The organism is Martinezella multihospitum, assembly GCF_900094585.1.
Lineage (GTDB): Bacteria > Pseudomonadota > Alphaproteobacteria > Rhizobiales > Rhizobiaceae > Rhizobium > Rhizobium multihospitium.
On the sequence record NZ_FMAG01000003.1, the window covers coordinates 282867 to 308077 of the forward strand.

At 58.5% G+C, this 25211-nt stretch carries 22 protein-coding genes; 9 read left to right on the top strand and 13 right to left on the bottom strand.

What is annotated here, in order from left to right; translation table 11 throughout:
* Window positions 1–285: 285 nt before the first annotated feature.
* Window positions 286–1026 (top strand): 5,6-dimethylbenzimidazole synthase, encoded by a 741-nt coding sequence (gene bluB / locus GA0061103_RS12980; protein WP_245304745.1) that lies wholly within the window; start codon window positions 286–288, stop codon window positions 1024–1026.
* A 39-nt stretch (window positions 1027–1065) separates the two neighbouring features.
* Here bluB and GA0061103_RS12985 read toward each other — a convergent pair whose 3' ends face one another.
* The 6 genes from GA0061103_RS12985 to GA0061103_RS13010 form a co-directional block, all read right to left on the bottom strand.
* Entirely contained in the window at window positions 1066–1701 is a 636-nt protein-coding gene (locus tag GA0061103_RS12985; protein ID WP_092711748.1) for a glyoxalase superfamily protein, read from the bottom strand.
* 120 nt (window positions 1702–1821) lie between these two features.
* Entirely contained in the window at window positions 1822–2535 is a 714-nt protein-coding gene (locus tag GA0061103_RS12990; protein ID WP_342587967.1) for a TIGR02117 family protein, read from the bottom strand.
* A 126-nt stretch (window positions 2536–2661) separates the two neighbouring features.
* Window positions 2662–4851 carry an anthranilate synthase gene (locus tag GA0061103_RS12995; RefSeq protein ID WP_092711750.1) on the bottom strand — a complete coding sequence of 730 codons (2190 nt, stop codon included), beginning with the start codon at window positions 4849–4851 and terminating at the stop codon, window positions 2662–2664.
* Window positions 4852–5378: 527 nt separating this feature from the next.
* Window positions 5379–6902 (bottom strand): ABC-F family ATP-binding cassette domain-containing protein, encoded by a 1524-nt coding sequence (locus tag GA0061103_RS13000; protein WP_092711752.1) that lies wholly within the window; start codon window positions 6900–6902, stop codon window positions 5379–5381.
* A 441-nt stretch (window positions 6903–7343) separates the two neighbouring features.
* Window positions 7344–7778 (bottom strand): IS200/IS605 family transposase, encoded by a 435-nt coding sequence (gene tnpA, locus GA0061103_RS13005; protein WP_092711754.1) that lies wholly within the window; start codon window positions 7776–7778, stop codon window positions 7344–7346.
* 167 nt (window positions 7779–7945) lie between these two features.
* Entirely contained in the window at window positions 7946–10165 is a 2220-nt protein-coding gene (locus GA0061103_RS13010; protein ID WP_092711756.1) for a TonB-dependent hemoglobin/transferrin/lactoferrin family receptor, read from the bottom strand.
* 274 nt (window positions 10166–10439) lie between these two features.
* On the opposite strand from GA0061103_RS13010, the gene GA0061103_RS13015 reads away from it, so the two are divergent.
* Window positions 10440–11285: an extensin-like domain-containing protein gene (locus tag GA0061103_RS13015; protein ID WP_092711758.1), complete on the top strand. Its 846-nt coding sequence runs from the start codon at window positions 10440–10442 to the stop codon at window positions 11283–11285.
* Between the two features lie 43 nt (window positions 11286–11328).
* Here GA0061103_RS13015 and GA0061103_RS13020 read toward each other — a convergent pair whose 3' ends face one another.
* Complete coding sequence (locus tag GA0061103_RS13020; RefSeq protein ID WP_092711760.1) at window positions 11329–12174, bottom strand: protein-L-isoaspartate O-methyltransferase family protein; 846 nt, start codon at window positions 12172–12174, stop codon at window positions 11329–11331.
* Window positions 12175–12333: 159 nt separating this feature from the next.
* Window positions 12334–14016, bottom strand: a complete 1683-nt coding sequence (locus GA0061103_RS13025) for a formate--tetrahydrofolate ligase (protein WP_092711762.1) — start codon at window positions 14014–14016, stop codon at window positions 12334–12336.
* Window positions 14017–14184: 168 nt separating this feature from the next.
* Between GA0061103_RS13025 and GA0061103_RS13030 the strand changes: the two genes are divergently transcribed.
* Window positions 14185–14697, top strand: a complete 513-nt coding sequence (locus GA0061103_RS13030; RefSeq protein ID WP_092711764.1) for a TIGR00645 family protein — start codon at window positions 14185–14187, stop codon at window positions 14695–14697.
* A gap of 18 nt (window positions 14698–14715) precedes the next feature.
* On the opposite strand, the gene GA0061103_RS13035 is transcribed toward GA0061103_RS13030, so the two are convergent.
* Complete coding sequence (locus GA0061103_RS13035) at window positions 14716–15681, bottom strand: COG3904 family protein (RefSeq protein ID WP_092711766.1); 966 nt, start codon at window positions 15679–15681, stop codon at window positions 14716–14718.
* 565 nt (window positions 15682–16246) lie between these two features.
* Here GA0061103_RS13035 and GA0061103_RS13040 point away from each other — a divergent pair.
* Entirely contained in the window at window positions 16247–16978 is a 732-nt protein-coding gene (locus tag GA0061103_RS13040) for a helix-turn-helix transcriptional regulator (protein WP_092711768.1), read from the top strand.
* A 101-nt stretch (window positions 16979–17079) separates the two neighbouring features.
* On the opposite strand, the gene GA0061103_RS13045 is transcribed toward GA0061103_RS13040, so the two are convergent.
* The 4 genes from GA0061103_RS13045 to GA0061103_RS13060 form a co-directional block, all read right to left on the bottom strand.
* Complete coding sequence (locus tag GA0061103_RS13045) at window positions 17080–18219, bottom strand: DUF2333 family protein (RefSeq protein ID WP_092711770.1); 1140 nt, start codon at window positions 18217–18219, stop codon at window positions 17080–17082.
* 198 nt (window positions 18220–18417) lie between these two features.
* Entirely contained in the window at window positions 18418–19440 is a 1023-nt protein-coding gene (locus tag GA0061103_RS13050; protein ID WP_092711772.1) for a hypothetical protein, read from the bottom strand.
* 69 nt (window positions 19441–19509) lie between these two features.
* Entirely contained in the window at window positions 19510–19896 is a 387-nt protein-coding gene (locus tag GA0061103_RS13055; protein WP_092711774.1) for a c-type cytochrome, read from the bottom strand.
* Window positions 19897–19978: 82 nt separating this feature from the next.
* Window positions 19979–20560, bottom strand: coding sequence for a thymidine kinase (locus GA0061103_RS13060; protein WP_075851140.1), 582 nt, complete (start codon window positions 20558–20560; stop codon window positions 19979–19981).
* 243 nt (window positions 20561–20803) lie between these two features.
* On the opposite strand from GA0061103_RS13060, the gene GA0061103_RS13065 reads away from it, so the two are divergent.
* The 5 genes from GA0061103_RS13065 (at window position 20804) to GA0061103_RS13085 (ending at window position 25040) form a co-directional block, all read left to right on the top strand.
* Window positions 20804–21751 (top strand): choline ABC transporter substrate-binding protein, encoded by a 948-nt coding sequence (locus GA0061103_RS13065; RefSeq protein WP_425349503.1) that lies wholly within the window; start codon window positions 20804–20806, stop codon window positions 21749–21751.
* 184 nt (window positions 21752–21935) lie between these two features.
* On the top strand, window positions 21936–22781 hold the full coding sequence (choW, locus tag GA0061103_RS13070) for a choline ABC transporter permease subunit (protein ID WP_092712785.1): 846 nt from the start codon (window positions 21936–21938) through the stop codon (window positions 22779–22781).
* Window positions 22778–23827 carry a choline ABC transporter ATP-binding protein gene (choV, locus tag GA0061103_RS13075; protein WP_092711778.1) on the top strand — a complete coding sequence of 350 codons (1050 nt, stop codon included), beginning with the start codon at window positions 22778–22780 and terminating at the stop codon, window positions 23825–23827. The genes choW and choV overlap by 4 nt, the downstream gene beginning before the upstream one ends.
* A 36-nt stretch (window positions 23828–23863) precedes the next feature.
* Window positions 23864–24355 carry a HugZ family pyridoxamine 5'-phosphate oxidase gene (locus GA0061103_RS13080; RefSeq protein ID WP_092711780.1) on the top strand — a complete coding sequence of 164 codons (492 nt, stop codon included), beginning with the start codon at window positions 23864–23866 and terminating at the stop codon, window positions 24353–24355.
* Window positions 24356–24722: 367 nt separating this feature from the next.
* Window positions 24723–25040 (top strand): ArsR/SmtB family transcription factor, encoded by a 318-nt coding sequence (locus GA0061103_RS13085; RefSeq protein WP_015340680.1) that lies wholly within the window; start codon window positions 24723–24725, stop codon window positions 25038–25040.
* Window positions 25041–25211: the final 171 nt, after the last annotated feature.

The following is a 25211-nucleotide window of genomic DNA, read 5'->3' on the forward strand; positions in this document are numbered from 1 at the left end:
ACTTCGCGTTTGTCAAAGGCGGCCGCCCTTTTCACACGACAATTCGTTACCGATACGCGGATCGATGGAAACGCCGTCCGGACAGTTCGTTTGCGGAACAAGAGGAAGACTTTTCCCAAACCGCCGTTCCGCGACAATTGGAGGCCGATAATGCGCTCGCCTGTGGAAAATCGTGCTGGTAGTTTGGCTTGCCATCCAGCACTAAGCTGTGCTTCAGCCTGACGTGCAAGGGTCGGCGATACCGGCCGATGCGCCGCAGCCTCCTAATGAAAATCATGGTTGAACATGCCCGCTCCTGAAAAGACTGCCGATGCTACACCTTCCATCGCCGACGCCCCCGCAGGTGTGTCGGATCATCTGGTCGCAGCCGGCGCATTTTCGGAGGTGGAGCGCAGTGCCGTCTACCGCGCTATCGGGACCCGGCGCGACGTGCGCGACCAGTTCCGGCCCGATCCCCTTCCCGACGATCTCGTCCGGCGCTTGCTCGAGGCTGCTCATTCAGCGCCGTCGGTCGGCTTCATGCAGCCATGGAACTTCATCCTGATCCGCCAGAGCGAGACGCGTGAGCGCGTGTGGCAGGCATTCCATCAGGCCAATGAGGAAGCCTGCGCGATGTTCGAAGGCGATCGCCGCGCACAGTATCAGCGGCTGAAACTGGAAGGCATTCGCAAGGCGCCGCTCAGCATCTGCATCACCTGCGACACCAAGCGCGGCGGCCCGGTCGTGCTCGGCCGCACGCACAATCCGGATACCGATGTCTACTCGACCGTCTGCGCTGTGCAAAATCTCTGGCTTGCGGCAAGGGCCGAGGGCGTCGGCGTCGGCTGGGTCAGCATCTTCCACGAGGATGCCATCAAGGTGATCCTCGGCATACCCGAGCATGTGAAGATCGTCGCATGGCTCTGTGTCGGTTATGTCGACGAACTCTATGACATGCCGGAACTCGCCGTGAAGGGATGGCGCGATCGCCTGCCGCTCGACAAACTCGTCTTCGAAGAAGGCTGGCAGGGTTGCGAGGACATGTGAGGGTCGCCGCTCCTCGGCAACCCTCGATGGATCAAAGAGTTACGATCTGAACGTGACAAACGAGATCACGTTGCCATCCGGGTCTCGCACATGAAAATCGGTACCGCCCCAGGCTTGCTTCATCAGCGGCTGCGCGAACTCTGCGCCACGGGCCTTGAACTCCTCGAACAATCCCTGGACATTCGAAACCTCGATAGAGGCGAGAATGAGCGACCCCTCCTTTGCCGCCGCCGCAGCAAAATAGGGCTCATAGACGAGCCGTAAGTGAATCCAGATGCCGTCGCGCGACACCGCGCCATAGAACGGCGGCGAGCCATGCAGGAAATCCTCTGAGAAACCCAGCTTCTCCCTGAAGAAGGCCGCGCTCGCTGTCACATCCCGAACGAAAAGGATGGGAATGATGCTCTTGAAAACCGGAGGCTCGGCTGGCGCTGGCTGCATTTTTGGCGCATCCGTCGTCGCGATCTTCAACTCGGCCCAGCTCTTGTGCCCGGCCTCGACCGCAACGATCTCCTGCGCCAGCGCCAAAGGGAATTTCATCGCCAGGATCTCGCGATCCGTCAGTGCCTGGAAGCGGTCGAGCGATCGCACTCTACCGCCAATGGAATAGTCGCGCTCACGATGCCAGCGCATTAAAAGCTTGGCTTGTTTACGATAGGTATCGAGGGTTGGCATGGGCAGACTCCTGCTGCTGAGTGATATCAGCGGGCGGGCCTAGCCCTTTCGGCCCAATGCCGATGTGCCCCACAGGAACGGGCGAAGACTAGGATACAACCTGCGGCAAGTCAAACAGCCTCAAGGCGGAGCTTGACTTACCACGAAACGCTCGTCCTCATTGTGCAGGCGCAGGGACAATCGCAGCATCCACGGCAGCGACGTCCAGAGGCCGGAAGTCAAGCCCGCCTGCCTGAGTGCTGCGGCAGTCCAGGTGTTGCATCCCATCAAGGCGTTGAAATAGCCACGCGCTTCGAAAAACGCATCATTCGGTCCATAATTGCTGCCAAGCAACGGCACCGGCCCGCCACCAGCAGCTTGCTCGAAACTATCGAGAATGAATCGCTTGAGCCGCTCCAATCCATCAGCGTCGATGCCGATCACAGTGACGGCTGGAGCATCCAGCGGAATATCGCCCGCCAGTTCCGCGTGAATGACGGAACGATCCAGCGTGAAGCTTTTCAGGACTGGCCCCATCTTCAAATCGGCCCATGTCTTCGTCTCGATATAGAAGCTGCGGCCACCCCAACCGAAGACGAGATAGCGCAGATTCGGATTATCAAGGTCGAGCCCGGCGGTCCGCAGGAAAGCGAAACGGCTCAAAAGATCGCCATCGACGGGAATGGCAATATCCGTGTGGATGGGATTGCTGAGCATGATAACATGCTGCAGGCGCTCGGCTTTTTCGGTCGGCTCGCTATGCCATAGCGGCCGCGGTACAACGATGCCGAGTACGACAAGCGCCACTAGGGCAAGCACAACGACGAAAATGCCCTTGAATATTCGTAGAATCACCGATCGACGCCCCCACCGACATCGAATGTCTTCTGCAGTTTGTCGGCTCTTTCAAGGCATAAAAATACCTCATGCACTTTTCCGGGTGCATGAGGTATCCAAACTCTGGAGCTATGAACTCTCGCCTCAGGCGGCTTTCGTCTTCGCCCGCCGCGCCAGATGCGCCACGACATTCTCGATCATCCGCATTCCGGCATCGCCACCAAGCGTCATGATCGATTCCGGGTGGAACTGCACGGCCGCAATCGGCTCCTTCACATGCTCGATACCCATGATCGTGCCGTCTTCGCTCTCGGCCGTGATCATGAAATCGCGCGGCAGGCTCGACGGATCGGCAAAGATGGAGTGATAGCGGCCGACCGTCACTTCACGGCCAAGGCCTGAGAAGACCAGTCCGGGTTCCAGCACGCGGATGCGTGAGGGCTTGCCGTGCATCGGGATCGCCAGATGCCGCAGCTCGCCGCCATAGGCTTCGGCCAGCGCCTGCAAGCCCAGGCATACACCGAAGATCGGCAGGTTGCGCGCCCTCGCCTTCTTGATGGTGGCCTTGCAATCGAAATCCTTCGGATTGCCGGGACCCGGCGACAGCACGACGAGATCCGGATCGAGCCGGTCGAAGACCTCTTCCGGCACCGGCGTGCGTACGGTCGAAACCGTTGCGCCCGTCTGACGGAAGTAGTTGGCCAGCGTGTGGACGAAGCTGTCCTCATGGTCGACAAGCAGGATCTTCACGCCCTTGCCGACGGAAGCGACGTCGCGTTGCTGTTTGCCGGAATTGCCGGTCTTGGCATCACGGATGGCGGAAAGCATGGCGGAGGCCTTCAGTTCGGTTTCGGCTTCTTCTTCCTCAGGGATCGAGTCGTTGAGCAGCGTCGCGCCGGCCCGCACCTCGGCGATGCCGTCCTTGATACGGACGGTGCGCAGCGTCAGGCCGGTATTCATGTCGCCATTAAAGCCGACCATACCGATCGCGCCGCCATACCATGCGCGCGGGCTCTTCTCGTGGCTCTCGATGAAGCGCATAGCCCAGAGCTTCGGCGCGCCCGTGACGGTGACGGCCCAGGCGTGGCTGAGGAAACCATCGAAAGCATCCATATCGTCGCGCAGGCGGCCCTCGATATGGTCGACCGTATGGATCAGGCGCGAATACATCTCGATCTGGCGACGCCCGATGACCTTGACCGAGCCCGGCTCGCAGACGCGGCTCTTGTCGTTGCGGTCGACGTCGGAGCACATGGTCAGCTCCGATTCGTCCTTCTTCGAGTTCAGGAGCTTCAGGATCTGCTCGCTGTCGGCGATCGGATCGTCGCCGCGCTTGATCGTGCCCGAAATCGGGCAGGTCTCGATGCGGCGGCCGGATACGCGCACGAACATCTCGGGCGATGCGCCGATCAGATATTCCTGATTGCCGAGATTGATGAAGAAGGAATAGGGCGACGGGTTGATCGCCTTCAGCCGCTTGGAAATGTCGGAGGGCTTGCTGTCGCAGCGCTCCATGAACTTCTGGCCGGGCACCACTTCGAAGAGGTCGCCCTTGCGGAAGCTTTCCTTCGCTTTCACCACCAGCTCGGCATATTCCCCAGGGCGATGATCGCTCTTCGGCGGGATGGCGTCGGTGTGATGGAACGGTTCGGGCGCGATCTCGCCGGACTTGCCTTCCGTCGATACGCCGTCCTTGGCAAAATCGTAACGATCGATCCAGGCCTTGGCGGAATAATTATCGACCACCAGAATCTCGTCCGGCAGATAAAGCACCATGTCGCGCTGATCGCTGGGACGCTCGAGCTTCAGGTTGATGGCGTCGAACTGGAAGGCCAGATCGTAGCCGAAGGCGCCGTAGAAGCCGATGCTCGCATCGGCCTGGGAATAGAACAGCTCGGTGACGGCTCGCAGCACGGTGAAGACCGTCGGCATCTTCGAGCGCTCTTCCTCGGTGAAGACCCGATCCGGCGTCTTCACCGTGAGATCGAGCCGGCGCGACGTTGAGGCGCCGAGAACAACCTCCGAGACCGTCTTCAGCTTCTCCGCGATGAAGCCGAGAATGACTTCGCCGCGTTCGTTATAGGCTTCGATCCAGACATTGCGGCCATTGCAGGAAAGACCGAGCGGCGGATCGACGACGGCAGTATCCCAGCGCGTATAGCGACCCGGATATTCGTAGTTCGACGAGAAGACCGCGCCGCGGCGCTCGTCGAGCTTGTCGATATAGGACGAGACGGCATCCGCGTAGGGTGTCGAGCGTCGTTGTCGGGTGACGGTGATCCCACCCTTCGTCTCGTAGATTTCCGCACCATCATCCCGAAGGATCGTTACCATTGTTCCTCACTCCGTTGTCAGGCCCGGATGACAGGCGGCCAATATAACAAAAAAGCCGCCTCGAAATCTCGGGCGGCTCACTCGTCGTCTTTGAACACGATTGGTCGAGGCCGCCTTAGCGTGCCCACCACCAAACTGCAATGTTGTTCAAGGACGTGTTCATGGCGGGAATTGTTAGCGTGAGATGTTGCGATGCGCAAGCGGAAGATGGCAGGAAAGTTCGTAGGCGGCGGGGCGAGGAGCCGATCTCGCCCTTGGCGGGCGAGAAAGCAATTTCATTGGTTTAGGAATTGCGGCATCGGAGGTTCAGCATGTTCAAAAGCTTAGCGCAATTTCTAAGCCATTGAAATTGCAAGAGCGGGGGTCTGTTTCCGGTGCGAGCAGATCACAGCATATTGCCCTCCCGCCTACCCCCTCTCTTGCAAAAACCAAGACTTAGACGAAGGCAAGCCCTCATCTAAGCCTAAGTTTTTGCTTTCTCGCCCGCCGGGGGCGAGATTAACCTTCGCGCTCGTCGCGCCCATCTCTTATTCCTGCGCTCTCGCCGCTTCGAAGAACTCCTCCGGCCCATCAACTTCGACCAATCGCTTCCGATCAATCAGCCAGAATCGATTGCCGACCGATCGCACGAAACTGCGATCGTGCGAGACGAGGAGGCAGCTCGCCTCGTTTGCCGTCAGCTCGCCCTCCAGCGCCTCCTGGCCGTCGATATCCAGATGGTTGGTCGGCTCGTCGAGCAGATAGAAGTTGGGATTGGTCAGCCGCAGCGCCAGCATGGCAAGCCGTGCCTTCTGCCCACCGGACAGGCGGCCGATCTCCTTGCCCTGCATGTCGATATTGATGCCGACACCAACCAGCAGCGTGCGGGCGCGCTGCTCGCCGAGCTCGAACAGGCGGGTGATCATGCCGAGCGGCGTGTCCTTTTGGCCGAGATTGGACAGCGCCTGATCGCTATAACCGAGCACCAGCGATGGCGTCGGCTTGATCGCTCCGCCATTCGACGGATCGGCGATGGCCTTGCGGATCATCTCGACGAAGCGCGTCTTGCCGGCGCCGTTCTGCCCGAGCAGCACGATACGATCACCCTGGCAAATCCACTGCTGGCCCGTCTTGAACAGTAATGTACCATCAGGCGTCGTCACCAAAGCATCCTCCAGCGTCAGCAGCACCTTGGCGTGGATGCCGCGATTGGCGAGCTTGATCGAACCGGAAGAGCGCTCGCGGTAGCCCGGTTTCGCACTATCCTCCAGCTTTTCGGCTCGCGCCTTCAGTTGCTTTGTCTTGACCGTCAGCAGGTCGCTGCCGGAATTGACGCCGATATTGTGGAGCTTGGCCGCCTGCTTGCGCAGCTGCTGCGCCGTCTTCATCTCCTTCTGATAACGGCGTTCGTCCGAGGCATCGACCTCATCCAGCGCCGCCCGCGCCCGGCTATAGGCCAGCGCGTAGGCCTGCGGCTGGTCCTGGCGCAGGAAAAGCGTCCGGTTACAAACGGCATCGAGGAAGGCGCGGTCGTGGCTGGCGATGATGACGGGCACATCGCGCGGCAACGCATTTAGCCAATCCTCCAGCAGCGCGATTTTGGCGAGATCGAGATGGTTGGTCGGCTCGTCAAGCAGCAGCACGTCGGGCTCCGTGACCCAGACGCGGGCGAGCATGGCAAGCCGCTGCCAGCCGCCGCTGAGCTGAGCAAGCGTCCTTTGCCGCATCGCCGCCGGGACATCGAGGGAATCAAGCGTGACGTCGACGCGCCAGCTTTCGCTCCCCACCTGTTCCTTCGGCAAAGCGCGCAGAACGGCCTCGTAGAAGGAAACATCAAGCAGGCTCGCCGGCACATTCTGCTCGACATAGCCGACACGCAAGCCTCGGGCGCGGGTGATCTCGCCCGTCGTCGGCTCCAGCCTGCCGGCCAGGCAGTTGAGCAACGTGGTCTTGCCACGCCCATTCGCGGCAATGATACCGACGCGGTCGCTGACATCGATGGTAAAATTGAGGTTGGAAAACAGCGGCGCACTCATGGTGACGCCCAGATTGCGGAGATTGATCAGAGTCATGGTCTTTTCCGGTCTCGATCGAACATTTCAAGACACCGCCGGCGGCTCCTTTTGCCGCGCTACGCCGATGTCTATGGCCACAAGCAGGCCAATGCTCGAAAACATGTCATGACGCAGCCGCACGGATGCGCAGGCTCACGTCGCCCAAAGGGCAGACCAGAAGGAATGAGTGAGGAACAGCCTCTGATCAGCCCTGCAAACGCATCTGCAGGGCACGAGTCGGACCGAACTGGCGAATATGCCAGACTATCTTGGTCATATGGTCCTCCTCTCTTTTCTCTCGACGGCTTAAAGACTGTGTCGCTCGAATAGCACCGAACGTTGCGATTTACAATTGCGCAAGCCGTCGGATGCCACGCAGGAGAGCAAAGTCATGACCTCCACCAGAGGTGGAGGTTTGAAACGCTGCGCTTGAACCGCTAGAAGCGGTATTGTTAGCGCTTAGTAGCTACGATTGAAGAGGTCGGCAAAGTCGGAAGCTTTGTCGGCCTTTTCCTGATGACGGATATATTGTCTGACGACCTGCTCATCGTAGCCCGTCGTCGAGACGAAATACCCGCGTGCCCAAAAGTGATACCCTTTGTAGCGGCGTTTGCGCGCATATTTGTTCGCGACGTAAAGGGCTGTCTTGCCCTTCAAAAAGCCGACAATATGCGCAACCGAGTATTTGGGCGGGATCGAGATCAACATATGCACATGGTCAGGCATCAAATGCCCCTCCTCGATCTGACAGCCTTTCTGCTGTGCCAGCCGACGTAAGAGTTCTCCCAACTCACGCCGTACGTCCCCGTAGAGTCTTTTCGCGCGGTATTTGCTGCCAAAAACAATGTGATACTTGCAGTCCCACGTCGCATGCGAGAGCGTCTGCTCATCCATAAAACCTCCTTGTTCGATGTCTGGGCCACGCCAGCGGTTCAAGCAGGAGGTCTCTCAACTACCGTGTAGAACTCGTCCAGTCCTCCACCGTAGGTGGAGGTTTATTTATCGATATAAAAAAGGCGATGCCGAAGCATCGCCCAAGTTTGCTGCATTGATCTAACTGCTTAGAACCGCTGCGTCAGCGTCAGCTTGAAGGTCCGGCCGGGCTCGGAATAGAAGGAAGCAGGCTGGGTCAATGTGCCGCTATAGGACGGCGCATTGAGCGCGTCGTAGTAGGTCTTGTTGAAGATGTTATAGACGCCACCGCGGATGCTGAGCCCCTTCACCTGCTCCGGTTCCCACCAGGCGGTCAGATCGAAGACGCCGTAGGCAGGAGTCTGCAGCGTGTCGCCCGTCTTCTTCGCCTCGCGAGCCGCGGTGATGAAGGTCAGGTCCGTTCCCCAGACATCCGTCGCATAGCCGACGGTAAAGGCGGCCTTGGCCGGAGCGACGGAGTTGATCCACTGATCGGTGTCGGAATCCTTGCCGTTCACATAGGCAAGCGCGCCCTTGACATGGATGCCGTTGTCGAACTTCTTGTGCGCGTTCACTTCGACGCCGAACATGCGGACATTGGTGCGGTTGAAGTATTCGGTGATCCCGAGCGGATAGGTGCCTGTGGGATCACGGTAGTTCAGCGTGTCGATGAAGTTCTTGTACTTGTTATAGAACGCGCCGATATGGCCGCCGAAATCGTCGTCGCCGAGGTTGGTGCCGATTTCGATGCCGTTGCTGGTTTCCGGCTTCAAGCTGGGATTGCCGTAGGTGACATAACCGCCGGGAACGCCATAGTTGACGTAGAGTTCGTTGGCATTAGGCGCACGGAAAGCCATCGCCCACTGGGCGTAGATCTCGACATTCTGTTGCGGCTCATAGGAAGCGCGCAGGCTCGGCGAGAAGCGAGTATCCGACTGGCCGGGTGGCAGCCCCTTGTAGTTGGCGCTGTCGCGATAGGCAGTCGTGTTTTTCGGCGAGTAGTCATACCAGTCGAAACGCAGACCCGGAGTGAGCGAGACGTTGCTGGAACCGAGCTCAATCTTGTCATTGACGAAAGCACCAACGCGCTTGCCATCGACATCGGGCATGTCGGACTGGTTGGTATGTAGGAACGCGCAAGTCGCGCGCCAACGCGGGTTGCTGCAGCTGTCTTTACCCGAGGAATACTGAGTAATTTTATCGAAGGAAGTGTCGAGACCGAAGGTAACGGTGTGATGCAGGCTTCCGGTGTCGAACGACTTCGACGCATTGCCGTTAAAGCCGATGCTGCGGTCTTTCAAATCATTGAGGCGCGAATAGTCTCCGATGACGGAGGTGTAGCGATAACCTGCAGTGCCGGTTTCACGCACGAGATTCTGCCAGTAGAATACGGCGTTGGCGGTATCGAGCAGCGAATCGGCGCTCTCGGCTTCATATTTGTAATCGAGAGAAAGGCGATTGCGCTCGATATTGTCTGTGCCGTTATAGTTGCCGGGCCGGAAGTTTCCGGTCGGGCTCTGCAGGGTCATCAGATCGGTATCTTTGTCCTTGTTGTAGTGCTCTGCCGTGATGCCGAAGGTACCGACATCGGTGTATTGGCGGATCTTGAAAAGGCCGCTTCTCTGATTGTAGTCGGCCGGATTCGCCTCGGTGCGCTTGGTCGAATAGCCACCGACATCGCCTTTGTTCTCGAGCTCATGGCCATGCGTATAACCGCCTTCAAAGAGGACGGCTGTATTGTCGATGCGCTTGGCAACAGCCGCCGAACCGCCGACGCTACGGTCATCGCCGTTATAACCGAATTTGAAAACGCCGCCCCAGGTGGAGCCGGGGGTGATCAGGTCCTCCGGTTCCAGCGTACGCAGCACGAAGGCTCCGCCGAGAGCGCTTGAGCCGCCACGGCTGGAATCAGCGCCGCGAACGACGTCGATGCTGGAGAGCGCGTTGAAATCGAAGCTGTTGGCGCCGCCGTTGGACCCGCGCGAAGTATCGAGAAGAAACGGAATCTTGATGCCGTCGATCGAGGTCAGGACACGGTCATCACCGAGACCGCGAATGTTGACGCCGCCGCTGGCGCGGTTGAAACCGACGCCGACCTCGGTGCTACGGCCGAGATCCTCGATGCGCGTGATCTGCTTCTCGTCGATGTCCTTGGCCGTCGTCTCGCTGGCGGTCGGAGAGTCGGCAAGCACATCCTTGTTCGCCTTGCCTTTGCCCTTCACGACGATCGGTTTCAGGTCGGTAACACGATCGCCCTTCCCCGCCCCATCATTTTGAGCTGCGGTCTGCGCAAAAGATGTCGTCGCCAGCCCGAGAGCCAGAAACGCAGTGCATGCCAAGAGGGCCGAGCGTGAGCGCCGGACAACCATAACCATTCCTTTCGAATTGCTTCACCGGGCTGGCTGGTTGCTGCGTCGAAAGCAGGCAAGGGGCTGGCTAGGTTATCTTGTTAACGGACGGAAATATTCCGCCTTCTTTCTGCCGCATAAAAAACATGAGTATTATTGTCAATATATCCGGCCCCTATAATCATGAATAAAATTGTCACCTTTTAAGACAAGAAGCGAACGTTGCTCAATTGCAACGAAATGACGGCCTCGCGCGTTCTATCGGCATCATCATTAGAATTGGCTGAATTACTTGATGCTGTTTAGAATTGTTTCATTAATCTCCGCGGCCATCCTTCTCACGGCCACCTCTCTCCCGCAGACCGGCCCGATACCCGAGCAAAAACCGGATCAGGAACAAGTTCAGCCGGATGGCAAAGCACCGATCCCGGCAGAAAAACCCGCAGCATCACCGGACAGCCCTGTCGTTCCGGCGGAAAAGCCGACGGCTCGACCGGAAGAAAAGCCGGCGCCACGGCCGGAGGAGCAGACAAGCGGCCAACAGATGCAAGGCCCTCCCCGTCCGCCTCTGACCATTGCAGCCGAACCGGAAGATCAGCACCAGGCCTGCCTGAAGGCGCTGACCACCATCGGAGCAACCTTCAAGGAGATCGCCCGCATCGACGATGGCAATGGCTGCGGCATCGACAAGCCGATCACGCTTAGCTCCCCGTTGCCGGGCATAGAATTCAAGCCCGAAGGGAAAATGCGCTGCGAAGCCGCCCTCGCCTTGGCTCAATGGATGAAGGAAAGTGTCATCCCATCAGCCCAGGCATTGGACAATGGCAAGATCGTCACGATCAACCAGGCGTCGACCTATGTCTGCCGGCTGCGCAACAATGCTTCCACCGGCAAGATTTCCGAGCATGCCCGCGGCAACGCCATAGATGTCGCGAGCTTCACCTTCGAAAACGGCAAAACCATCGCAATCGAGCCGCGCCGCGAAGATCCGACGCTGACAGGCGCGTTCCAGCGTGCAGCCAGCGCCTCTGCCTGCCTCTATTTCACGACCGTTCTGGACCCGGAAAGCGATGCTGCCCACGAGACCCATTTTCATCTCGACGTCATCGAAAGGAACGGCGGCTTTCGTTACTGCCATTAGAAACGCGTAGTCGGCCTGGTCCTGCGGCGACCTTTGAACCTCGTCATACCCCGAGGCCCGCATTCGAGAACCATAGGTCTCGATAGATCGCCACCGCCGTTTCATCGGGCGCTCGATCGTGAGTGAACCAAACCGATTGAATGGAGCGAGCCTCGCCGCCATTTGGAGTTTTCGTGGATTGCATCGGATCGGACGCCCCGATGCAGGGGATGAAATAGGCAGGCATCAAGGCGCGAGCATTGAATCCTTGCTCTTTACGCGTAATCAGCACGGCGAGCCCGACCTTGTCATTCGCCTGCCAGGGCATGATGATCCGGCCGCCGGGGCGCAGCGCCTGCAACCACGATATCGGCGGCGCCACGACGCCGGCATTGACATAGATCAGATCGGCCTCCGGAAGCTCCAACGCAGTTGCATCGGCGCAGATGACGGAAACGTTCTCGAATGAGGCGAGATTGTCGCGCGTGCGGCTCGCCAACGCCTCATCGATCTCGACGGCATGAACATGGCCAGCTGGCATGACAAGCGTCGACAGGATGGCGGTATAATATCCGGTTCCGGTACCGATATGGACAACGGTTTCGCCCGGCTGTGGCGCGACCGCACCCAAGAAGGCAGCATGGAGAAACGGCTCGCCATTGTTGATGCCTTTGGATTTGTCCAATGCGACGAGCACATTCTGATAAAGGAAGACAGGATCAGCGCTCGGCGTTTCCAGGTAGTGGCGACCGGCCCTAATCTGCCAGGGTCCAGGCCCCATGAATGCCTCGCGCCTGACGAGGCGGAAGGCCTGCTCCAGCCTTTCATCCGAAGAATTGCTGGCGGCTGCCATCATCTTCGCATGGAAATCTCGTATCTCATCCAAACTTGCGCGGCTATCAGCAGTCACGATCCACCCCCGTCTTAACCATGTTCGGACCATGCCGATTTGTTTCGGATTTCGCCAAGGTCAATGCGTTAGATATCGTAGCGGGATCGGATGACAACAATTGCGGGTGCAACTGCCGACCGGCAACTCGCGACCAACAAGTTGAATCGGATTCTGAACTTAAAACAATCCCTCGATGTAGCCCTGATCGTTGAGGAAAATCCTCTCGGCGGCCGGCGATTTCGGCAAACCGGGCATAGTCATGATCTCGCCGGTGATGACGACGACAAAGCCAGCGCCGGCGGAAAGCCGCACCTCGCGAATGGAAACAATATGACCCTCCGGGGCACCGCGAACATTCGGATCCGTCGAGAAGGAATACTGCGTCTTCGCCATGCAGACCGGCAGATGCCCATAACCCTGGTCCTCCCAGGACCTGAGCTGATCGCGCACGGACTTGTCGGCCGTGACCTCGCCGGCATGGTAGATCTTCGAGGCCACGATCTCGATCTTTTCCAGCAGAGGAAGATTATCGGGATAGAGCGGCTGGAATTTCGCCTGACCGGATTCGGCAAGCTCGACCACCTTGTGCGCGAGATCAACGATGCCGGCAGAGCCCTCGGCCCAGTGACGGCAGAGGATCGCCTCGGCGCCGAGACGGGCGACGTAGTTCTTCAGCGCCTCGATTTCAGCTTCCGTGTCCGAAACGAAATGATTGATGGCGACAACGACGGGCACGCCGAACTTGCGGACATTGGCGACATGCCGGCCGAGATTGGCGCAGCCCTTCACCAAAGCCTCCACATTCTCCTTGCCGAGATCGTCCTTCTTGACACCGCCATTCATCTTCAAGGCCCGCACGGTCGCGACGATAACGGCAGCATCCGGCAACAATCCCGCCTTGCGGCATTTGATATCGAAGAACTTCTCGGCACCCAGATCAGCGCCGAAGCCGGCTTCCGTGACCACATAGTCGGCAAGCCTCAATGCCGTGCGCGTCGCAATCACCGAATTGCAGCCATGCGCGATGTTGGCGAAGGGGCCGCCATGCACCAGCGCCGGATTGTTCTCCAGCGTCTGTACGAGGTTCGGCTGCATTGCGTCCTTCAGGAGCACGGCCATGGCACCGTCAGCTTTCAGATCGCGGGCATAAACGGGCGTACGATCGCGGCGATAGCCGATGATGATATTGCCGAGCCGCTTTTCCAGATCCTTGAGGTCGGAGGCCAGACAGAGGATGGCCATCACCTCGGAGGCGACGGTAATGTCGAAGCCGCCTTCGCGCGGGAAGCCGTTCGCAACGCCGCCGAGCGAGGATACGATATCGCGCAACGCGCGGTCGTTCATGTCCATTGCGCGGCGCCAGGTGATGCGCCTGATATCGATATTCTGCTCGTTGCCCCAGTAGATGTGATTGTCGATCAGCGCCGCGAGCAGATTGTGCGCTGACGTGATCGCATGGAAATCGCCGGTGAAATGCAGGTTGATGTCTTCCATCGGGATGACCTGCGCGTAGCCGCCGCCGGCCGCGCCGCCTTTGACGCCGAAGCATGGGCCAAGCGACGCCTCGCGCACGCACACCACGGCCTTCTTGCCGATACGGTTCAGGCCGTCGCCAAGCCCGACCGTGGTCGTGGTCTTGCCCTCGCCCGCCGGCGTCGGGTTGATGGCCGTGACGAGGATCAGCTTGCCGTCCTTCTTGTCGGCCTGCGCCGCGATGAAATTGGCGCCGATCTTTGCCTTGTCGTAGCCGTAAGGTGCCAGATCTTCCGCCGGAATGCCGAGCTTTGCGCCGATCTCCGTAATCGGCAGCTTCTTTGCCGCGCGCGCGATCTCGATATCGGATGCCACGGTCGTCGCCATAAGTCTCGCCCCCAAACATACGGTCATTTCCCTGTCGGGATAAACCAATATGTATCGGGTGTGAATAGTGGCGAAGCACTCTGTTAGTCGAAACGTACCGCCTTGTCTCAAGACGGCGGCATGCCTATTTTCGGCATCCAATGAAAACCGAGAAGGAAAGACAAAGATATGAAGTCCCTGGAATTGCTGGTCGAGCGCATCATCCTCTCCAGTCGCTGGCTCCTGGTGATTTTCTATCTCGGCCTTGCCGCTTCGCTCGTCGTCTACGCCGTTTCCTTTGCCTATAAGTTCTACAAGGTAGCGATCAACGTCTTCGCCTATGACGAAGCCGACATGATCCTAGCCATTCTTGGCCTCATCGATGCCGCGCTGGTGGCAAGCCTCATCGTCATGGTGATGATTTCCGGCTACGAGAATTTTGTCAGCCGCTTCGACGAAGCGGAAGACCAGGGTGAGGTTTCCTTCATCGGCAAGCTCGATTCAGGCAGCCTCAAGATCAAGGTCGCGTCCTCGATCGTCGCCATTTCCTCGATCCATCTGCTGCAGATCTTCCTGAACGCCACTCAATATGACAATGCCAAGCTGATGTGGTTCACGATCATCCACCTCGCCTTCGTCGTCTCGGCACTGTTGCTGGGCTTTCTGGAGAAGATCATGGCGAAAGCCAAAGCCAAAGGATAGCTGAGGCCGGACCAGCGGCTACTTGCCGGCCATTGCCGATGCGCTCGTCATCGGCGCATCGGTCGTCGACGGAGCCGGCGCGGCACAATCGGAAATCAATTGATTTTCCTTGCAGTTACGAGCCGAGACCAGGGCATCGGCATCGGCAAGCTCCGTCGTCAGCTTCAGCCTCAACGCGTCCATCTGCGAAATCAGATGAATGCCGTTCGGGTCGGTTCCAAGCATCAGATCGACAAGTCCCCGGTCTATGCCCATCTTGTCGAGGAAGCTGACCAGCCTGGCCCTTTGCGCCTTGTCGAGCTTGGTCGTATCGTATTTGCCGACGAATTTGCGGCCGATCTCCTTCTTGGAGATGACCTTGCGCCTGCCGTCCACCATCTCATACTCAGTGCGGTACTGGACGCGCACCTCGCTGTAGGTCGTGGTGATCTGATGAACGCCCAGCAGCGCGAACGGGCTGGAAACGCGCTGAATGCCGCCTGCAAAAAACAGCGGGCAGGCGGAAAAGCAGATTGCGCCGTAGGAAAATGGCTGACCTGTGATCGAGCCGTCCTTGGCAAAAGCCGCAGAGCAGATCGGCTCGGCATAGGGGCATGCCCGCGAGCGTGTACGGCCGACTGCGATCGAAAGCTTCTGCTTGCGAATGATCCGCGCCATCTCCATCGCCGCCTTGACATCGCCACCGGGCGAGCTGACGACGATGGGCAATTTGCGATTGCCGACCTGCTTCAGGATTTTCTGCAGCTTCCTTGGCGTGTCCGCCATGATCTGCCCTTCGGCGGAGATCCAGTCCGGGCAAGTGTTATCGGCGCGGCACTGGCCCATCTCGCCGTGAACGAGCAAAAACCGCATCGGCGTGCCGCCGGTAACGCCAGCCGCTTCGGCAAGCGCAGGCGAAACAAGCAGAAGCGAAACGCCGGTGACGAACCATAACAGCGTTTGACAACAGCGCGCCGCAAGCTGCGGGAAGAAGCGAAAATTCATGAGCTATACGCCTGCAAGCGATTACTTTGGCAAGACCGATAGCAACCGCTTTGGGCCTTCGCAAGGCGCGCCGACGCGGCAACGCATCATTTGATGAAACTCCTGGCTGCTTGCACCCATGCAAGAGCTGGCGACGAGAAAATGGGCACCGTCGGACCTCAGCAACAAGAGATGGAACCGAACTGATGCTGTCATAAACGGTTAATCCTAACGCGAGGCGTGGGACAGTTTTGGATCAAGTCGAGCCTCTCTGCCAGCTCCGGGCCGCCCGGTCCAAAACGCACATTCAGGCCTCATTTTGACCTAGCAAATGCGTTTCGCCGGGTTGCTCTTTAGCTGCCGAGGTCGACGCAAAATGTATGGCTCCGTCGAAATTAGGCCGACGGAAACGCTATTTTTACGCTTAATGACCATTTTGGGCGAGGATTTGCGTAGCTTTACATGTCTGAATATTAAAATATATGAAAATGAAATTATTTCTGGTCCTGTGGTATTTTTGCGTCTAGCATTCACTCATAAATCCGGTATTTGATAACGATAACACGCTGTGGGCGCTTCAACTCATATGTCCTATATCATTACTGCCGAGAGACAATTGCTGCTTTCTGCCGAGCTGGCTGCTGCTCGGACGCAAGTGGCCTTTGCACTGGCCCTGGAACGAACGGGGTCAGCTTTTGGCTTCAGCCATATGGCTCTCATGAACGCCCCGGTTCCCGACGACACGATGATGACGCCGTTGCTCATCGAGGGGACGGTGCCGGCTCAGTTCGTACGTGAATTCGATCGCCATCAGCTCGTTCGCCGTTGTCCAATGCTGTTGCGCACGCGCGATTCGGTGATGCCGCGCTCCTGGCATCTGCTGGAAAAGGACGCCGAACCCGACGCCGATCTGCCGCGCGAACTTCGCGCGCTCCTGATCAATTACAATTGTCCGATGAGCGTCATCATTCCGGTCAACGCCCCGGATGGTCAACGCCTCGTCTTCTGGTTCATGGGCAATCGCAACAGTCTTGGCCAGAGTGAGATCAACGAACTCACCCTGATCATGCTGCAGGCGCTCGATGCTTATAATTGCCTCAAGCGCAACGATAGTGCCGCGCCGCACTCGCTTTCGGCACGTGAGCTGGAAGTGGTTCGCTGGACCGCCCAAGGGAAGACCTCGGTGGAGATCGGCCAGATCCTCACCCTCTCCGACCATACGGTCAACGCCTATATGATGAATGCGATCAAGAAGCTCGATTGCGTCAACCGCACGCAGCTCGTCGCAAAAGCCATTCGCCTGAAGCTGATCAGCTAGGCGAGCCCTCGCTCAAGCACTCTCCGGACTAAGCCTGGCGACCAGGCTCAGCGTCGGTGCATGCCTGCCGCGCCGGAATGGACCGGCAGTCTACTTCTTGTTTAGCGACCGCCCAGAACCGTACGGATTTCGACGAGGCTCGAACGTACCCGCAGAATATGGAAGCCCATGGTCGCGAGATGGCTCGGCATGAAGGAGCTGTCTTCCGGCCCATTGGAAATGATGAAGGGCTGGATGCGCAAGGCTGTCTGCAATTGCGTCGTGACGTCAGCCCAAAGCGTGCCAACATTGCGCTCGGCGATCACCTGCTGGAAATCCGAGCGGGCCGCAGTCAGAATGCCATAGCTCGCGTAAAGTTGACCATAAGCGAACCAGAAGCGATCGTCGGCCCGCATGTCCAGCCAACCATAGCTGTGATCCCCCGCACGCTTCGCCAATATGTCTGCCGTGCTGCCGAGATCGTTGGCAATGTGGTCGACGAACTGCAGGAGATTGTCCGCACGCCCGTCGAAAATTGCCTTGCAGTTGCCGAGGTCGCTATTGAAACTGCGCAGATTGGTCATCGCGGCGCGATAATAGCTTGGGCTCGGCGTCTTCGGTCCGAAAGGATGCAGGCCGAAATACCAGCTGGACTCGTCGAACTGCAGGTTGCCGCGCGCCTTCTGCAGATCGCTGTTGATGCCGGAGGTTCCGCGCACGCGGCCGAGCGTATCGACCAGCTCGGCCGAGGTACGGCGAACAACAGAATTGACACCCCGCTGGAAGGAAGCCTTGTTGTCCAGGAACGGCGTGTCATCCCATGAAATGCCGAAGAAGCCGAGCTTGTAGAGCAGCATCGACGAAATCCAGGCATTCTGGTTGACGTTGAAATCGATCAGATCGGTGGCAACATCGACGACAGCCGAGGTTTGGCAGGTCTTGGGCACCGTTGCGGCGGCCTGCTGGCCATCCGTTGTAGGCAGTTCCTGCCCGGCCGAATATTTGCGCTCGGAGAATTTGTAGACGTCCGGATAGGCCGGATTGAACCCGGTCCAGACCTGCGTCTGCCAAACGAAATAGATATAGAGCAGCACCATCAGCGTCACGAAGGCGGCGACCGGCAGCTTGATCAGCCAGTTGCGCTGCCGATACCAGCCATGTGCTGCAAGGAATGGCCAGCTAAGCCCGACGAAAACCAATCCCAGCCATCGTATGATAGCGGCCCAGATCCGCTTGAAGAATGCCGTGATCGAGTCAAGCATGGACACGCCTCCTAAACCGTACCGCGCATCCCGCCGACACGCAAAGGACGCACCACACCAAACCTGCGCGATGGACATCGCGACAATCGCCGCGGTCCTCGGATCATTAAGTCCTTATCGCCATTCACGTTCCAGCAAATATGTGTTCTTGGGAAAAACAACAACCGTCCGCATGGAATTTTCAGTGCCGCGCGACAGTCAACCCTCAGGTTGCGCCTCTTCCGTTGCTCCGCTCGGGTCAGTGGACACGGGTAGCGGATGCGGCTCCAGCCGTCTTTTGAAGACGGCATCGACATGAGCCTTGCGCACGGCAAGGTCATGCCCCGCCAGCACATTCGCCTCGAACGCCTGGATCAGGCTCTCAACCGCTCCCGTTCGCGAAACCGTGGTCGATGCCGACGCCACTTCTGCCGCCAATGCCTTGAGCAAGGCAATCCGCTGCTCGATATCGATGGTCAGCTTGGCGGCCATGGCGCCGATGGCGGCGATCTGCCCATTCAGAGCCGCCGCCAGCCCTTCATAAATGTCTATCAGGCGCTGTCGCACCGTCCGGCGGGATTGAAGTTCCTGTTCTTGCCGCCGAATATCATCCCGCTCCGCCATCAGTGCACGATAGTCCCCTTCGAGTTCGGACTGCAGATCGGCATGGCGCGAGGATGGGCGGTTGCGCCGCTGATACATGAGCTTTTCCGCCAGGGCATCGGCCCGGCGCTGCATCTCCTCTATATCGAAATCGAGTTTTCGCCGACGTTCGATCACGCCTTCTAGCTGTAGTTCGCAGTCATGAAAGCATCGTGAGAATACGGGTCTTGCCTGCTTGAAAAGAAGATCGAGTTCGGCCGATACGTTCAGGACTGTATCGAGATCGGCGATGATAGCCTCCGGCTTCATGGGTCCCCGCGCCAGCGTCCGGCTGAGCAGGTTCGCATTTTCAAGACCGAGCTTCTCGTTGAACAATCGCCGATGCTGCAGGTCCGCCTCCTCGGTCGCATGATCCAGCTCCTTGACCAGCGACAGGGCGACCGATTTCCAACGGTCGAGCAGTTCGATCGCTTCGCGGACAGATGCTTCTTCGACAGGAAAATTGACGACTTCGACGCGCTCGCCCCCCCTGGCGTGACCGGCGAGCGTCGCCACCGCCGAATTCGCGTCGTTCATGGCGTCATCCAGCGTCGTTCGCGCCTTATCGAGCATGCCATCGAAGGAATGAGGCCTGACCATGAAAGCATTCCCTCCCCTACCTTTGACGCGAGACTAGCGGCTTCCTGAGGCGAAGGAAATGCTCGAAAACTATTGGGCAGCAGCAGGATTCTTCAGATAGGCGATAAGGTTGTCGAGGTCCTTGTCGCTTTTCAGACCCGGGAACGTCATCCGCGTGCCTTTGACGAGGAATTGCGGCGCCGGCAGATATTTTCGCAGCAGCGCTTCATCCCAGACCTTGCCATCCGCACCGAATGCCCTCATCGCCGGCGAGTAGGCATAATCCGGCTTGCTTGCGACGGCTCGTCCGACGACCCCCATCAACGAGGGGCCAACCCGATTGTCAGGCCCGGTCGCCGTGTGACAGGCGGCGCATCTCTTGAAAACGACAGCGCCTGCGACCGCATCGCCGTCTGCAAGCACGGAAGAGGTCGAGGCAAGCACAATGGCCATCGACATCAGACATAGCAATTTCATCATCCCTCCAGATCAGCTCAATCTCGACGGATGACCATATGCCGAAGAGAGTCCGCAACGCTATCGAAGGCTTGGAGGCGCTTCACTCGCAGGTGATCGCCTCTTCCCAATGACGACGGCAGAGCGAGACATATTTGTCGCTGCCGCCGATCTCGATCTGCGCCCCTTCGTGAACGACCTTGCCGGCGGCATCCAGGCGCACGACCATCGTCGCCTTGCGCCCGCAATGGCAAATGGTGCGCACCTCGCGCAATTCGTCGGCAATGGTCAGCAGCTCCTGCGACCCCGGAAACAAGCGGCCATGGAAATCCGTGCGCAGCCCGTAAGTCATGACCGGAAGGCCGAGGCGGTCGACGATATGGGCAAGCTGCCAGACCTGCTCGCGCGTCAGAAATTGCGCCTCGTCGACGAAGACGCAGGCAAGCGGCTCGCTCGCATGCATTTCATCGACCATCGCATAGAGATCGTCGCTGGTTTCGAAGGGCAAGGCATCCATCGTCAGGCCGATGCGCGAGGCGATCGTGCCACGCCCGGCGCGATCATCGAGGGCTGCAATGAAGGCTGCGGTGCGCATGCCGCGCTCCTGATAATTATAGGCAGCCTGCAGCAGCATCGTCGATTTGCCGGCATTCATCGTCGAATAATGGAAGTAGAGCTTGGCCATGACATTCTCCTTGAATGCTTCATGGGTGCTCCAGGTCGATAAGAAAAGATGGTCGCGGCGAAAACCACAGGATTCAGGCGTGCTTCGCTCAGGGCGCAAAAGCCTTGGCCACAGGTGGACAGAAAAAGACGGGCGTCGCATTCAGCCCCCTCAAACCGCCGCAAATACACTGTGGTCGCTTGAAAATGTCAGTTATTGATGGTTGCTTGGGAACGTTAGACTGGGAGTCACGCAATGATAAAAATGACCCTTACTGCAATCGCTTTCGCCTCAACTCTCTCCGCACTGACATTGGGCGCCACCACGGCCTCCGCAGCCGAACCGGCAAGCTGTAGCACCGTGCACTTCGCCGATGTGGGCTGGACCGATATCACGTCCACGACGGCCACCGCCTCCATTCTCCTGAAGGCGCTTGGCTACGACACCGACGTCAAGGTGCTCGCCGTGCCGGTGACCTATCAGTCGCTGAAGAACAAGGACATCGACGTCTTCCTCGGCAACTGGATGCCCTCCATGGCCGAGAACATCAAGCCGTTCGCGGCGGACAAATCGGTCGAGACCGTCCGCGCCAATCTGGAAGGCGCCAAGTATACGCTGGCGACCAACCAAAAGGGCGCAGATCTCGGCATCAAGGACTTCAAGGACATCGCCGCCCACAAGGACGACCTTGACGGCAAGATCTATGGCATCGAGCCGGGCAATGACGGCAACCGCCTGGTGATCGACATGGTCGACAAGAACACCTTCGGCCTCAAGGGCTTCGAAGTGGTCGAGTCGTCCGAACAGGGCATGCTGGCGCAGGTTTCCCGCGCTGACAAGGAAGGCAAGCCGATCATCTTCCTCGGCTGGGCGCCGCATCCGATGAACACCACCTACAAGATGACCTACCTCACCGGCGGTGACGACGTGTTCGGACCGAACTTCGGTGGTGCGACCGTCTATACAAACGTCAGGGCCGGTTATCTCCAGGAATGCCCGAACGTCGGCACCTTCGTTAAAAATCTCGTCTTTTCGCTGCCGATGGAAAACGAGATCATGGGCAAGATCCTGAACGACGGCAAGGAGCCGGAAGCGGCTGCCACGGAATGGCTGAAGGCCAACCCGACGGCAATCACGCCGTGGCTCGCCGGCGTCACCACCAAGGATGGCGGCGACGGCCTGGCGGCGGTCAAGGCCAAGCTCGGCCTGTAATACGAGGACGGATCGAGGGGCGGCCAAACCGCCCCTTTCTCTTCCTTGAACGGACTGCTTGCTTTCGCGTCCCGCCACCACCCGGACAAGATCCGTGTGGCGTGACAGACCGTTATTCTTCGGCGGCACTTCCGGAACCATAAGTAACAGTCGGAAAACGCCGCCCCCAATCGTGGGCAAAGACGTGAACTGGTTAACCGATTACCGCATCCCCATCGGGCCATGGGCCAAAGCCGTCGTCGACTGGCTGACGAGCAATGTCACATGGTTCTTCGACGGCCTTTCCTTCGTTGTCGCGCACGGAATCAACGGACTGCTGTTCGTCTTGCAGGCACCGCATCCGCTGATCGTCGTCGTTGTCTTCACGGCAATCGCCTACTGGATGCGCCGGAGCGTCACGATCACGGTCCTCACCTTGATCGGCCTGCTGATCACCATCAACCAGGGCTACTGGAAAGAGACGACCGAGACGCTGGCGCTGGTATTGGCCTCCACCTTCGTCTGTATGCTCGTTGGCGTCCCCCTCGGTATCGCGGCAGCCCGACGTCCCTGGCTTTACGCCATCATGCGGCCGATCCTCGATCTGATGCAGACCATCCCGACCTTCGTTTATCTTGTGCCGGCAATGATCCTGCTCGGTCTCGGCATGGTCCCGGGCCTGGTCGCCACCGTCGTATTTGCCCTTCCCGCACCGATCCGCATGACGCGCCTCGGCATCATTTCCACTCCCCCTTCGCTGGTGGAAGCGGCCGAATCCTTCGGCGCGACGCCACGCCAGGTTTTGCGCAAGGTCGAGCTGCCTTTCGCCACGCCGCAGATCATGGCCGGCCTGACGCAGACGATCATGCTGTCGCTTTCGATGGTCTCGATCGCGGCACTCGTCGGCGCCCCCGGCCTCGGCGTGCCGGTTCTGCGCGCGTTGAATAGCGTCAACGTCGCCAAGAGCTTCGATTCCGGCGCCTGCATCGTCATCCTAGCGATCATTCTCGACCGTATGTTCCGCGCGCCCGGCGAAGGAGACCGCTCATGACCGTCGCCGTCGATTTCAAGAATGTCAGCATCATCTTCGGCGATCGTCCCGATGCCGCACTGAAACTCGTCGACGAAGGCAAATCGCGCGACGAGATCGGCAAGTCGACGGGCATGGTGCTCGGTGTCGCCAATGCCTCGCTGCAAATCGAGGAAGGCGAAATCCTGGTGCTCATGGGCCTATCCGGCTCCGGCAAATCGACGCTGCTGCGCGCCGTCAACGGCCTGGCGCCGGTGGTGCGCGGCGAAGTCTCCGTCAACACCAAGAACGGCGCCGTCAGCCCCTATTCCTGCAGCCCCAAGTCCCTGCGCGACCTGCGCATGCACACCGTCTCCATGGTCTTCCAGCAGTTTGCGCTGCTGCCCTGGCGAACGGTGGCCGACAATGTCGGCTTCGGGCTCGAGCTTGCCGGCGTGCCGGAAGCCGAGCGCAAGAAGCGCGTCGACGAACAGCTCCAGCTCGTCAATCTCGCGCAATGGGCCAATCGCAAGGTCAACGAACTGTCGGGCGGCATGCAGCAACGCGTCGGCCTCGCCCGCGCCTTTGCGACCGGTGCGCCGATCCTGTTGATGGACGAGCCGTTCTCGGCCCTTGACCCGCTGATCCGCACCCGCCTGCAGGACGAGCTTCTGGAATTCCAGCGCCGCCTGAAACGCACGATCCTCTTCGTCAGCCACGATCTGGATGAAGCATTCCGCATCGGCAACCGTATCGCCATCATGGAAAGCGGCCACATCATCCAGTGCGGAACGCCGCAGGAGATCGTCAAGAATCCGGCTGATCAATATGTGGCCGACTTCGTACAGCACATGAACCCGATCAGCATGCTGACGGCGCGCGACGTGATGCAGCAGGGCGTCGGACATTCTGCCAATGCCGGCTCCGTCACCGCCACGGCAACCGCCACAACGCCGCTTGTCGACATCCTCGACGCTCTGACACGCCAGCCAGGCAATATCGGCGTTGTTGACAATGGCACGATTATTGGAACGATCTCGGCGCAGGACGTGGTGTCGGGCCTGACCAGCCACCGGCGAAAGGAGTAGTCGTTCGCGACTGCTCTTCAATTCATGGAGCAGGTAATGAACGATAAACCATCGGTGATCAGGGAAACGGATGAGGATGCGCGCATTCAGGCGCGCGACCTCATGCACAAAGCCGCACATGCGGCCTTGGCCGTCATCGACCTCGAAACCGGCTTTCCCTCCGTTAGCCGCGTCCTGATCGCCATGGATGCCGATGGCGCTCCGGTCATCCTGGTCTCCGGTCTCTCGTCACATACCAAGGCTTTGATGAAGGACAGCCGGGCTTCGGCGCTCTTCGGCGAGCCTGGCAAGGGCGACCCCCTCGCCCATCCCCGCCTGACCTTACGCTGCAGCGCGGAGCGCATCGATCGGCAAAACCAGGCGCACGATCGCATACGAACGCTCTTTCTCGATCGCCACCCGAAATCCAAGCTCTATATCGACTTTCCGGATTTCTGCTTCTTCCGCCTCGTTCCGCTCGATGCCAGCCTGAACGGCGGCTTCGGAAGGGCCTACATCCTGTCCTCAAAAGACCTGATGATGCTTTAAACCGAAAACAAAATCCGGCGGCAATAAAATCATACAATAGTGCGAGAATTAGTAGGTGGACAGCCTGACGTAGAAACGGCCAATATTCGCAGGTTGCAAATCCGTTGTGACCAAAATTGGCATATTTGCGGCTCCGAAACGATAAGAATCGACCTATTTTGGTCTAATTCAGCCCCTGGATGGGACGTTGGAGACCTCAGCATTATCGCTGAGGCATCATACGTACATACCTAAAACAGCATACTCGATACCTTAAATTTAGGTATATACAATCTTCGACCCCTCTTGGTATTGTTAGATATCGGTTAGGGCCGGGTTGGAAATAGCACAGTTTCTGATGTACGCTCCGCATTGGGAAGATTAACAGATGAAGACAAGAGATTTGGCCGAACACTCTAATGTTGCGGCAGCATTATTATCAGCAATGGCGAACCCGAAGCGTCTTTTGATCCTTTGCAGTCTCGTTAAGGGTGAAGTTCCTGTTGGCGTTCTTGCCAATCAGGTCGGACTGAGCCAGTCAGCACTTTCTCAGCATCTTTCGAAGCTTCGCGCTCAGAAGCTGGTCAAGACGCGTCGTGATGCTCAAACGATTTACTACTCCAGCACATCAGAATCCGTGATCCGTGTTCTTGAAACGCTGGAAGACATTTATTGCGAGCCGGAAAAAAGTAGATCGGCTGCTTAAGAGCTTTCAATAGCTCAAGGCCTGTCGACAGACGATCCGTGGGGGACACTTTAGACCCTGAAAGATCGACTTGCTTTCATTACCAGGTGTTTTACTGCTTTAACTGGCAAATCTCCGGATTTGCCAGTTTTTTCATGTCCGGACGAGCCCGCACCACACGGATAATTCCTC